Consider the following 12055-nt stretch of genomic DNA (forward strand, 5'->3'; position numbering starts at 1 on the left):
TCATGGGTACCGTCTTCAACACGCTGTCGCGCGCGGGCCGCGCACTGATGTTCGTCGCGCTCGCCTGCGCGGCGCTGCCGGCCGCGACGCCAGCGCACGCGGAGCGCCTGAAGGACCTCGTGCAGATCCAGGGCGTGCGCGACAACCCGCTGATCGGCTACGGCCTCGTGGTCGGCCTCGACGGCACCGGCGACCAGACCACGCAGACACCGTTCACGACGCAGACGCTCGCGAACATGCTCGCGAACCTCGGCATCTCGATCAACAACCAGGCGGCGGGCTCCAGCAACTCGCAATCGTCGCTGTCGAACATCCAGTTGAAGAACGTCGCCGCGGTGATGGTGACCGCGGTGCTGCCGCCGTTCGCGCGGCCGGGCGAAGCGATCGACATCACGGTGTCGTCGCTCGGCAATGCGAAAAGCCTGCGCGGCGGCACGCTGCTGCTCACGCCGCTGAAGGGCGCCGACGGCCAGGTGTATGCGCTCGGCCAGGGCAACGTCGCCGTGGGCGGCGCGGGCGCGAGCGCGAACGGCAGCAAGGTGCAGGTCAACCAGCTCGCCGCGGGGCGCATCACCAGCGGCGCGATCGTCGAGCGCTCGGTGCCGACGGCGGTGTCGCAGGCGGGCACCATGCAGCTCGACCTGAACGACATGGACTACGACACCACGCAGCGCGTCGTCGCGGCGATCGACAACGCGTTCGGCAGCGGCACCGCGACCGCGCTCGACGGCCGCACGATCCAGCTGCGCGCGCCGGCCGATCCGCAGCAGCAGGTCTCGTTCATGGCGCAATTGCAGAACCTCCAAGTGCGGCCCGGGCAGGCCGCCGCGAAGGTCATCCTGAACGCCCGCACCGGCTCGATCGTGATGAACCAGATGGTCACGCTGCAGAACTGCGCGGTCGCGCACGGCAATCTGTCGGTCGTGATCAATACGCAGCCGGTGGTGAGCCAGCCGGGCGCGTTCTCGAACGGCCGCACGGTGGTCGCGCAGCAGTCGCAGATCCAGATGAAGCAGGACAACGGCTCGCTGAAACTCGTGAACGCCGGTGCGAACCTCGCCGAAGTGGTGAAAGCGCTCAACGCGCTCGGCGCGACGCCCGCGGATCTGATGTCGATCCTGCAGGCCATGAAAGCAGCCGGCGCATTGCGCGCCGACCTTGAAATCATCTAAGGAGTACGCGAGATGAATTCCGATACGACCAATAGCGTCAACTCCGCCAACGATCTGACCAGCCGGTTCGCGCTCGACGTGCAGGGCTTCGGCGCACTCAGCGCGCAGGCGAAGGCCTCGCCGCAAGCCGGCATGAAGATGGCCGCGCAGCAGTTCGACGCCGTGTTCACGCAGATGATGTTGAAGAGCATGCGCGATGCAACGCCGCAGGACGGTCCGTTCGATTCGCACGACACGGCGACGTTCACGTCGATGATGGATCAGCAGATGGCGCAGCAGCTGTCGAAGAAGGGCATCGGCGTCGCCGACGCGATGCTCAAGCAGCTGATGCGCAACCAGGGCATCCAGGTAGGTGGCGCGAGCGGCGCGGGCGCGGCGGGTGGTCTCGCCGGGATGGCCAACGCGCTCGGCGGCGGTAGCGGCGGCGACGAAGGCCAGAGCGCGGCGCTCAACGCGCTCGCGCGTGCCTACGGCAACGCCCAGGCCAACGGTCAGCTCGGGCTCGGCCGCGCCTACTCGGCCAATAGCGCGCTGACGCCGCCGGTGCGCGGCGACGGCAGCTCGTCGAAGGTCGACGCCTTCGTCGACAAGCTCGCCGCGCCGGCGCAGGCCGCGAGTGCGGCGACCGGCATTCCGGCGCGCTTCATCATCGGTCAGGCCGCGCTCGAATCGGGCTGGGGCAAGAGCGAGATCAAGAAGGCCGATGGCTCGACGAGCCACAACGTGTTCGGCATCAAGGCGGGCAACGACTGGACCGGCAAGACCGTGTCGACGGTCACGACCGAATACGTGAACGGCAAGCCGCAGCGCACGGTCGAGAAATTCCGCGCGTACGACTCATACCAGGAAGCGATGGCCGATTACGCAGGCATGTTGAAGAGCAATCCGCGTTACGCGCAGGTGATCAATTCGTCGCGCGACGTGAACGGTTTTGCGAACGGCATGCAGCGCGCCGGTTATGCAACCGATCCGCATTACGCGAAAAAGCTGCTGTCGATCATGCAGAAAATGAGCTGATTAAAAATAACGCACGCGACGGGCATTAAAGCGGTTTTAAAGATGTCGGTAAAAGCGGCGATAAAGGCAGCAGAAAAACCGGCATCGGTAAAAAGCTCCGCAGGGTCCGGGGCGAGCAAGGTCGCGGAAAAATAGGGCAGATACGCTTTTAACGTTTGCGCGAAATTTTCCGGCGAATATTTAAATTGAGCCCCTAAATTTTGGCTCGATGCTGCCGCTAACGAGTTAGACCCGATACCGGAATAGCGCTGTAAGGTCCGGTCGAACGCGTGTGTTGCGGCTTTGCATGAAGACCCTCAGAGTCCATGACTAGGCCCTGGCACGTGCCCGCAAGAACATGCTTACCGGCAAGCCCATGGATATGAACCAGTCGAACGGCCTGACTGACACGAACGGTCAGCCGCACGTCCCGCAAAACGAGAGCGCTTCCGATTTCGGCCGCCGCAATCCGCTGGAAATCGGCGTGCAGCTGCGCAATATCGTCAATCGCGGCGATTTCCTCACCGTCGAATATGCGGGCGGGCAGATCGTCACGCGCCTGCTCGACGTCGACGTGCGCGAGCGCACCTTCACCTTCGATTGGGGCGCGCTTGCCGATCAGAACAACGGGCTGCTCAACGCGCCGCGCTGCCAGTTCCACGCGTCGCCCGACGGCGTGCGCGTCGAGTTCACGACCCCGACGCCACGCGAGACGCGCTTCGAGGGAATGCCGGCGTTCGAGGCCGACTTCCCCGAGGTGCTGTTCTACGTGCAGCGCCGCGAGTACTTCCGCGTCGCCGCGCCGATTCTCGACCCGTTCATGTGTACGGGCCGCCTGCCCGAGGGCGACACGTTCCGCTTCGAGGTGCACGACCTGTCGCTCGGCGGCGTCGGGATGCGCACGACCGACCTGCGCGTCGCCGCGCTGCCGATGGGCGCGCGCCTGATGGACTGCGAGCTCACGCTCGGCGCGCTCGGCCGTCTGTCGCTCGATCTGCAGCTCGTGTCGCATCGCTCGCTCGCGCTGCCGAACGGCACGCAGCGCTATCAGCTCGGCTTCCGTTTCCTGTCGCTGCCGGGCAGCGCGGAAAACACGCTGCAGCGGCTGATCACGCAGCTCGAAATGAAGCGCCGCTCGCTGGCGCGCTGAGCGGCGAGCCAACGCGCGGTGCCGTGCGCGCGACGCCCGGCACCGCGCGAACGTTTTGGCCGACGAAGCAAACGTTGCACTCGCGTCGGAGGCAACAGCGCGGCAACGTCGCGCAAACATCGCGGCGAGCGCAAACGAAGTGGAATGGCCCTCAATTTTTCGCAGGTCGGGCCGTTAAAGAGGATGTTCCACTAACGCGGTGGCATGTCTGCGATGCCGCCCTTCAGGATGACGCATGTCCAGCAATCTGTTGAATATCGGCCTTAGCGGACTCAACGCGGCCCAATGGGGTTTGACGACGACTGGTGAGAACATCAGCAACGCGTCGACACCCGGCTATACGATGGAAACCCCGGTGTATTCGGAGACGGGCGGCACGTATACCGGCTCCGGCTACCTGCCGATGGGCGTCTCCACCGACACCGTGACGCGCGCGTACAGCCAGTACCTGACGACCCAGCTGAACAACGCGCAGTCGTCGAGCAGCGCGCTCACCGCGTACAACACGATGATCACCCAGCTCAACAACCTCGTCGGCAGTCCGACCGCCGGGATTGCGAGCGCGATCAGCGGTTACTTCACGGGGCTGCAGAACGTCGCCAACAACGCGTCGAGCGTGTCGGCGCGGCAGACCGCGATCAGCGACGCGCAGACGCTCGCGAACCAGATCAACGCGGCGGGCCAGCAGTACGACCAGTTGCGCTCGAGCGTCAACACGCAGCTGAGCAACTCTGTTGCGCAGATCAACACCTACACCGCGCAGATCGCGTCGCTGAATACGCAGATCACGCAGGCGAGCAACCAGGGCCAGCCGCCGAACCAGCTGCTCGACGCACGCGACCAGGCGGTGTCGAACCTGTCCCAGCTGATCGGCGTGTCGGTCGTGCAGGACAACGGCAGCTATAGCCTGTTCATGTCGAGCGGACAGCCGCTCGTGCTGGCCGGCAACAGCTTCAATCTCGGCACGGCGACTTCGTCGGGTGATCCGAGCGAGCTGTCGGTCCAGTATCTCGGCCAGGCCGGGGCAAAGCCGACACCGACGCCGCAGACGCTGTCCGACACGAGCGTGTCCGGCGGCACGCTGGGCGGACTGCTGCAATTCCGCTCGCAAACGCTCGATCCGGCCGAGGCGCAACTCGGCGCGATCGCGACCAGCTTCGCCGCGCAGGTCAATGCGCAGAACGAACTCGGCCTGACGCTGAACGGCACCGCGGGCGGCGCGCTGTTCACGGTCGGCTCGCCGACCGTGTACGCGAACTCGCAGAACACCGGCAACGCTACGCTCGGCGTCTCGTTCGCCGACGCGACCCAGCCGACCACGGGCGACTACACGCTGTCGTACGACGGCAGCACCTACACGCTGACCGACAACCAGACCGGCAGCATCGTCGGTTCGGCGGCGAACCTGACCAACCCGATCGGCGGCCTGCAGTTCTCGGTCGCGAGCGGCACGATGAAGGCCGGCGACTCGTTCTCGGTCGAACCGACCCGCGGCGCGCTCGACGGCTTCGCGCTGACCACCACGTCGGCGTCGGCAATCGCGGCCGCGGCGCCGGTGCTCGCGTCGGCGTCGACGTCGAACACCGGCACCGGGACGATCACGCAAGGCACGGTATCTGCCGGCTACAGCGCGCCGACCAGCACCTCGACGATCACTTACACCGCGGGCACCGGCCTGACCGGCTTCCCGGTCGGCACGGTGGTGACAGTCGCCGGCTCGCCGTCCACGCAGTACACGATCAGCTCGGCGACGACCGCGGTGCCATACTCGCCGAGCTCGGGCGCGACGCTGACGATCACCAACCCGAGCAATTCGACGAGCGCGGGCGCGATGAACAACGTGACGGTCACGATCAGCGGCACGCCCGCCAACGGCGACTCGTTCACGATCGGACCGAACACCGGCGCGACCAACGACGGCCGCAACGCGCAACTGCTGTCGAACCTGACTTCGGCGCAGGCGCTCGACGGCGGCACCTCGACGCTGACGGGCGCGTACGCGAGCTACGTCAACAACATCGGCAACCAGACCACGCAGATCCAGACCTCGGCGACCGCGCAAAGCACGCTCGTCACGCAGATCACGTCGGCGCAGCAGTCGGTGTCGGGCGTCAATATCAATGAGGAAGCGGCCAACCTGCTTCAGTACCAGCAGCTCTATCAGGCCAACAGCAAGGTCATCCAGACGGCGCAGACGCTGTTCCAGACTTTGCTTGGCATCTTCTCGTAAGGCGGAACCATGCGAATTTCGACCCAGCAGTACTTCAGCATGAACGTCGCGAACATGAGCAATCAGCAGGCTCAGTTGTCGCAGATCTATCAGGAAATCTCGAGCGGCCAGAGCCTGACCACGCCCGCCGACAATCCGCTCGGCGCCGCGCAGGCCGTGCAGCTCAGCTCGACGGCGTCCGCGCTGTCGCAGTACATGACGAACCAGAACGCCGCGCTCACGTCGTTGCAGGCCGAGGACTCGACGCTCTCCAACGTCATCACGACGTTGCAAAGCGCGAACACGTTAGGCCTGCGCGCCGGCGACGGCAGTTTGAACGACGCCGACCGCACGGCGCTCGCCGCGCAGCTGACCGCCCTGCGCGACCAGCTCGTCACCTCCGCGAATGCGACCGACAGCTCGGGCAATGCGCTGTTCGCCGGTTTCCAGAATTCGACCCAGGCCTTCACGACCGATGCGGCCGGCAACGTCACCTATACGGGCGACACGGGCACGCGCACCGTGCAGGTCACCGGCAGCAACGCGGTCTCGACCGGTGACAATGGCCTGTCGGTGTTCATGAGCGTCGGCGCGACCAACGCGCAGCCGATCGCCTCGGGCGACCCGGCCAATACCGGCAGCGGCGTGATCGGCGCGGTGTCGGTCAAGGATCCGACCAACGCGGGGAACGCGGACTCGTACCAGATCCAGTTCAGCGGCAGCCCGCTCACCTACACGGTCACTGACACGACGACCGGCGTCGCGGGTACGGCGCAGCCGTACACGGCGGGCTCGGACATCACGATCGCGGGCCAGACCGTCGAAATCACAGGCACGCCGGCGGCCAACGACAATTTCACGGTGCAGCCGGCCAACCAGGCGGGCACCAACGTGTTCGCGAACCTGAACGCGATGATCGCCGCGCTCCAGCAGCCGGTGAGCGGCAACCCCGCGGCCTCGGCGAACCTGCAGAACGCGTTGAATACGGGCCTGTCGCAGCTTGGCAACACGCTGAACAACGTCACCGCGGTGCAGGCATCGGTCGGCGGCCGCGAGCAGGAAGTCAAGGCGCTGCAAACGGTTACGGAGACCAACTCACTGCAAACGCAAAGCGATCTCGCGGACCTGACCCAGACCGACATGGTCTCGACGATCAGCAAGTACTCGATGGAGCAGGCGGCCTTGCAGGCTTCGCAGCAAGCGTTCGTGCAGATCCAGAACATGTCGCTGTTCCAGTACATCAACAGCTGATGCCGCTCCCGGCGGCGCAATAAAGAAACCGGCGCGAGCCGGTTTTTTTATGTCCGCGATTTTCGGCGTTATCTCAGCGCCGCCGCGACCCGTCCCATCTCATCGATGCCGTTATCGAACAAGCGCACGAAGAACGGGATCATGTTCGGCAGCATCAGCTGCACGAGCAGCAGGCCGACCAGCATCGTCAGCGGAAAGCCGATCTGGAACACGCCGATCTGCGGCGCCGCGCGATTGAGAATGCCGAGCGCGAGGTTCGCGATCAGCAGTGCAACGACGACCGGCAACGCGAGCAGCAGCCCCGCCGAGAAGATCGAGCCGCCCCAGTTCGCGAGCGTTTGCCAACCGTGCGGCGCGAGCAGGTTCGCCGACACCGGCACCGACTGGAACGTCGTCACGAGCGCGGCGATCATCTGCAGATGACCGTCGACGGCGAGAAACACCAGCGTCGCGATCGTCGTCATGTAGCGTGAGATCACGACGCCCGAGCCGGTCGCCTGCTGGTCGAAGAAGGTCGCGAAGCCAAGGCCCATGCCGAGGCCGATGAAGTAGCCGGTCGCGTCGATCGCCTGGAACACGACCTGCATCGTCACGCCGAGCGCGATGCCGATCAGGAACTGGTTGACGAGAATCCACACGCCGGCCGCGGAAAACACGGTGACCTGCGGCAGCGCGCCGATCGTCGGGGCGACGATGATCGTCGCAAACGCGGCGAGACCGATTTTCACGCGCGAGGGCAGCGACATGTTGCCGAGCACCGGCGCGGTCGCGATCAGCGCGGCGATGCGCGCGAACGGCCACAGGAACGCGGTCAGCCAGACGTTCAGTTGCGCGTAGGTGACCGTGAACATGGAGTGGGGAGGGCAGGCGTGCCAGCGGCGCTCAGTTGACGAGCGTCGGAATGCTGGTGATCGTGTGGCGCAGATAATCGAGCATCGTGGTCAGCATCCATGGTCCGGCGATCACCAGCGTGAGCGCGATCGCGAGCAGCTTCGGGATGAACGACAGCGTGCTTTCGTTGATCTGCGTGGCCGCCTGGAACAGGCTCACGATCAGACCGACGACGAGCGCGACGAGCAGCAGCGGGGCGGCCAGCACGAGGCCGACGTACATGGCCTGGTGGGCCAGCGTCATGACTGCTTCGGGTGTCATCGTGAGTGCCTGAGGAACAAGGAGTCAAAAAATATCAGACGAAGCTCTGCGCGAGCGAGCCGAGCAGCAACTGCCAGCCGTCGACGAGCACGAACAGCATCAGTTTGAACGGCAGCGAAATCGTCGCCGGCGACACCATCATCATGCCCATCGACATCAGTACGCTCGCGACCACCATGTCGATGATCAGGAACGGAATGAAGATCGTGAAGCCGATCGTGAAGCCGGTCTTCAACTCGCTCGTCACGAACGACGGCACCAGCAGCGACAGCGGCACGTCTTCGGGCCCCTGCATCGGCGCCGCGTGCGAGATGCGCGCGAACAGCGCAAGGTCGCTTTCGCGGGTCTGACGCAGCATGAAGGTCTTGAACGGCGCGACACCGCGCGCCATCGCCTGATCCATCGACATCGTGCCTTCGGAGAACGGCTTGTAACCTTCGTTATAGGCTTTATCGAGCACCGGCGACATCACGAACAGCGTCAGAAACAGCGCGAGACCGACGACCACCTGGTTCGGCGGCGTCGTGGTCGTGCCGAGCGCCTGGCGCAGCAGCGACAACACGATCACGATGCGCGTGAAGCTCGTCATCATTAGCACCATCGCGGGCAGGAACGACAGCATCGTGAGCAGCAGCATCGTCTGCACGCTCAGCGAGTAGGTGGTGCCGCCGTTGGGGCCGGGGCTCGTCGTGAACGCCGGCAGGCCGGCGGTTTGCGCGAAAGACAGCGTCGGCAGCGCGAACAGCAGTGCCGGCAGCGCGAGTTGAAGCGCTGCGGGGAGCGCCCGCCCCGCACGGCGCGTAAGCGTGAAGAACCAAGCTGACTGCCTGAAACTGACCTGCATTACCGATCCCCGCCGCGGTGCGCGTTGAAACGTTTGCCCACTTCGCCTTTCAGGGCGTCGCGAAAGCGTTGACCAAAAGTGCCGGAAAGCGGTGCTGGCGAAGCGGCAACCGTATCGGTTGCGACGGAACCCGCCGGCATCGTATGCAGCAGCCGCACGTTGCCGGGCGCGGCGCCGAGCACAAGCCACGTATCGCCGATCTCGACGACCGCGACGCGTTCCTTTGCCACCGAGCGAAGCGCCGCCGACCGTCTTCACAAGAGCGCCGCGCTGGCCCGGTTGCAGGCCGAAGCGTCGGGCGAGCCATGCGCAGCCGAACACGAGGCCGATCACGACCGCGAGCCCGACGAAGGTTTGCAGGACCGCGCCGACGCCGAGCGCCGGCACCGCGCTACCCGCGCCGACACCGGAGGCGATCTTCGCGGCGTTGTTGACCGCGTTCATGTCGGCGGCGTGCGCGACGGTGGACGCGACGGTGGACGCGAAAAACGACGCGAGCAGCACGCCGCGACCTGCCAAACGTTTCATCGATTGAGTTTCCGGATGCGTTCGGACGGCGTGATGATGTCGGTCAGCCGGATACCGAACTTGTCGTTGACGACCACCACCTCGCCCTGCGCGATCAGGCAGCCGTTGACGAGCACGTCCATCGGTTCGCCGGCCATGCCGTCGAGTTCGACGACCGAGCCCTGCGCGAGCTGCAGCAGATTACGGATCGCGATCTTGGTGCGGCCGAGTTCGACCGTCATCTGGACGGGAATGTCCAGGATCATGTCGATGTCGTTGTGCGTCGAGGTCGGCGCGGCCTTCGACAGCGGCTGGAACACGGCGCCCGCGGCCGGGTTGATTTCGTCGTTGCCGTTCTGCTCGGCGAGCGCGCTTGCCCAGTCGGCCATCGCCGCGTCGTCTTCCACGGCGGACAGCTCGCCGGCGGCGAGTTGCTCGGCTGCCGCGAGATCGGTCTCGGGCTTTGCGTTCAGGTCACTCATATCCACCTTCCTTCATCGTGTCGGCTGCGCTGATCATCTTCTGGACCCGCAACGCGTACTGACCATTGAAAATTCCGTAGCCGCATTCCATCACCGGCACGCCGTCTACTTTCGCGGTGATGTGCTCGGGGATGTTGATCGGCAGAACATCGCCTTTGCGCATGTTCAGGATCTGTTCGAACGTGACCGGCACCTGCGCGAGATCGGCGCTCAGCTGCACTTCGGCGGCCTGCACCTGCTGCGACAGCACGCGCACCCAGCGTCGGTCGACGTCCATCGCCTCGCCCTGGATCGGCGACGAGAGAATGTCGCGGATCGGCTCGATCATCGAGTAGGGCATGCAGATGTGCAGCGTGCCGCCCGTCGAGCCGAACTCGATCGAGAACTGCGTGACGATGACGATTTCGTTCGGCGTCGCGACGTTGGCGAACTGCGTGTGCATTTCCGAGCGCACGTATTCGAACTGCAGCGGACGCACGCTCTTCCATGACGCCGCGTAGTGCTCGAACGTCAGATTGAGCAGCTTCGTGATGATGCGCTGCTCGGTCTGCGTGAAATCGCGTCCTTCGACGCGCGTATGGAAACGGCCGTCGCCGCCGAACAGGTTGTCGACCACGAAGAACACGAGATTCGGATCGAACACGAACAGCGACGTGCCGCGCAGCGGCTTCACGTGGACCAGGTTCAGGTTGGTCGGGATCGGCAGGTTGCGCGTGAACTCGCTGTACTTCTGCACCTTCACCGGGCCGACGGAAATTTCCGCCGAGCGCCGCATGAAGTTGAAAATGCCGACGCGCAACAGGCGCGCGAAGCGGTCGTTGATGATTTCGAGGCCCGGCATCCGGCCACGGACGATACGTTCCTGCGTGGCGATGTTGTACGGCCGCACGCCCGTGCGGTCGGTTTGCTCGGATTCCGTGTCGGATTCGCCGGTGACGCCCTTCAGAAGGGCATCGACCTCCTCCTGGGACATGAACTCTTCGTGGCCCATTGCTTATTCCTCGTGCGTCCCTTGGCGATTGATGATGGCAGCGCTTGACAACGTCACGTCACTGCACGACGAATTCGGTGAACAGCACGTCCTGCACGCGGATCGGTGCGGCGCCCTTGTCAATCGGCTCGGTGATCAGCGTCTTCAGCTCTTCGGCGAGCGCGCGCTTGCCTTCGAGCGGCGCGAGTTCTTCGGGGTGCTTGTTCGACAGGGCGAGCAGGATGCGGCTGCGCACTTCCGGCATGTGATCGGTGAGCGCCTGCTGGGTGGCGGCATCGCCGAGCTTGAGCGTGAGGCCGATGCGCAGGAAGTGTTGCTGGCCGTCGTCCGATTGCAGGTTGACGGTCATCGATTCGAGCGGGAAGAACAGCGGCACGGCGGATTGTGCCGGCGCGGCTTCGGCCGATACGGCGACGGGTGCGCGCTTCGACATGAAGAACCACACGCCGGCACCGGCAGCGCCCGCGGCGATCAGCGCAATGAGGACGATCAGGATGATGCGCTTCATGGGGCCCGGCGAGGCGGGCGCGGCTTGTTGCGGGGCGGTCGTGGTTGCCATTTGGTTTGCCAGCTTGTTGCTGGCCTAGTAAGGGTTAGGGTGATTGTTGTTGATTTGCCTGCGGCGCTATGGGTCGAAAAGAAGGGCTATTTCTGGCTATTTCTCGTTGTTCTGGCTTTGTTGGCCTTTCCTTGCTGACTTATCGGTCGATTAGCGTTGCCCCTTGCAGGGCGGGGCTTTTTTCGTTGTTCTGGCTTTGTTGGCCTTTCCTTGTTGTCTTATCGGTCTATTAGCGTTGCCCCTGTGCGGGGCGGCACCTACTTTCTTTGCTGCTGCAAAGAAAGTAGGCAAAGAAGACAGCTAAAACCGCCAACTCTTAAGCGGGTCCCTCGGTCCGCATGAGGTAGTGGTGCATCTGGAATCCGTGCTCCCGCACATTCGGCGCCAGTGACAAGGCCGTCATTCTTCCGGCGGCGCTACGCGCGCCGAAAACCCGTTCAAAACCCACTGGTTGTTTCGGCGCATCGCCGAGGCGCAGCCGATGGCTCCGCTGCGCGGGCAAAACCATTGGTTTCCCAGGCAGACCCCTCCGCGACGCACGTAGTGCGGAGTGGGAGGGATGACGGCTTTGTCACGAACGGGGAATGTGCGGCGGCCCGGATTCCAGATGCACCACTACCCCTTCCAAGCCAGGGGACCCGCTTATGAGCTTGCGGTTTGAGCTGTCTTCTTTGCCTACTTTCTTTGCAGCAGCAAAGAAAGTAGGTGCCGCCCCGCACAGGGGCAACGCTAATAGACCGAT

General features: G+C 64.5%; 11 protein-coding genes and 1 pseudogene. 5 read left to right on the forward strand and 7 right to left on the reverse strand.

Annotated elements, in window-relative coordinates; translation table 11 throughout:
• The first annotated feature begins 2 nt into the window (after positions 1 to 2).
• The 5 genes from OKW39_RS12690 (at position 3) to flgL (ending at position 6778) form a co-directional block, all read left to right on the forward strand.
• Positions 3 to 1172 carry a flagellar basal body P-ring protein FlgI gene (locus tag OKW39_RS12690; protein WP_429347383.1) on the forward strand — a complete coding sequence of 390 codons (1170 nt, stop codon included), beginning with the start codon at positions 3 to 5 and terminating at the stop codon, positions 1170 to 1172.
• Between the two features lie 12 nt (positions 1173 to 1184).
• Positions 1185 to 2189, forward strand: a complete 1005-nt coding sequence (gene flgJ, locus OKW39_RS12695) for a flagellar assembly peptidoglycan hydrolase FlgJ (protein ID WP_429362727.1) — start codon at positions 1185 to 1187, stop codon at positions 2187 to 2189.
• 355 nt (positions 2190 to 2544) lie between these two features.
• The gene (locus tag OKW39_RS12700; RefSeq protein WP_176078843.1) at positions 2545 to 3318 is read left to right on the forward strand and encodes a flagellar brake protein; all 774 of its coding nucleotides are present in this window, start codon (positions 2545 to 2547) and stop codon (positions 3316 to 3318) included.
• A 235-nt stretch (positions 3319 to 3553) separates the two neighbouring features.
• The gene (flgK, locus tag OKW39_RS12705) at positions 3554 to 5548 is read left to right on the forward strand and encodes a flagellar hook-associated protein FlgK (protein ID WP_429562802.1); all 1995 of its coding nucleotides are present in this window, start codon (positions 3554 to 3556) and stop codon (positions 5546 to 5548) included.
• Positions 5549 to 5557: 9 nt separating this feature from the next.
• A complete protein-coding gene (flgL, locus tag OKW39_RS12710) occupies positions 5558 to 6778 on the forward strand; it encodes a flagellar hook-associated protein FlgL (protein ID WP_429562803.1) in 1221 nt (406 codons plus the stop codon).
• A 68-nt stretch (positions 6779 to 6846) separates the two neighbouring features.
• Here flgL and fliR read toward each other — a convergent pair whose 3' ends face one another.
• The 7 genes and pseudogenes from fliR to fliL all read right to left on the reverse strand — a co-directional run bounded on the left by fliR (position 6847) and on the right by fliL (position 11313).
• Positions 6847 to 7629: a flagellar biosynthetic protein FliR gene (fliR, locus tag OKW39_RS12715; protein WP_184051828.1), complete on the reverse strand. Its 783-nt coding sequence runs from the start codon at positions 7627 to 7629 to the stop codon at positions 6847 to 6849.
• 31 nt (positions 7630 to 7660) lie between these two features.
• On the reverse strand, positions 7661 to 7930 hold the full coding sequence (gene fliQ, locus OKW39_RS12720; RefSeq protein WP_429335459.1) for a flagellar biosynthesis protein FliQ: 270 nt from the start codon (positions 7928 to 7930) through the stop codon (positions 7661 to 7663).
• A gap of 34 nt (positions 7931 to 7964) precedes the next feature.
• Positions 7965 to 8774, reverse strand: a complete 810-nt coding sequence (fliP, locus tag OKW39_RS12725) for a flagellar type III secretion system pore protein FliP (RefSeq protein WP_090802526.1) — start codon at positions 8772 to 8774, stop codon at positions 7965 to 7967.
• Positions 8774 to 9302: pseudogene (gene fliO, locus OKW39_RS12730) on the reverse strand (flagellar biosynthetic protein FliO). The gene fliP and the pseudogene fliO overlap by 1 nt, the downstream one beginning before the upstream one ends.
• Positions 9299 to 9763: a flagellar motor switch protein FliN gene (fliN, locus tag OKW39_RS12735; RefSeq protein WP_090802529.1), complete on the reverse strand. Its 465-nt coding sequence runs from the start codon at positions 9761 to 9763 to the stop codon at positions 9299 to 9301. The pseudogene fliO and the gene fliN overlap by 4 nt, the downstream one beginning before the upstream one ends.
• Positions 9756 to 10754: a flagellar motor switch protein FliM gene (gene fliM / locus OKW39_RS12740; RefSeq protein WP_090802531.1), complete on the reverse strand. Its 999-nt coding sequence runs from the start codon at positions 10752 to 10754 to the stop codon at positions 9756 to 9758. The genes fliN and fliM overlap by 8 nt, the downstream gene beginning before the upstream one ends.
• A gap of 58 nt (positions 10755 to 10812) precedes the next feature.
• Positions 10813 to 11313 carry a flagellar basal body-associated protein FliL gene (gene fliL / locus OKW39_RS12745; RefSeq protein WP_090802533.1) on the reverse strand — a complete coding sequence of 167 codons (501 nt, stop codon included), beginning with the start codon at positions 11311 to 11313 and terminating at the stop codon, positions 10813 to 10815.
• Positions 11314 to 12055 lie beyond the last annotated feature (742 nt).

The organism is Paraburkholderia sp. MM6662-R1 (assembly GCF_050436245.1).
In the GTDB taxonomy this organism is placed as follows: Bacteria; Pseudomonadota; Gammaproteobacteria; order Burkholderiales; family Burkholderiaceae; genus Paraburkholderia; species Paraburkholderia tuberum.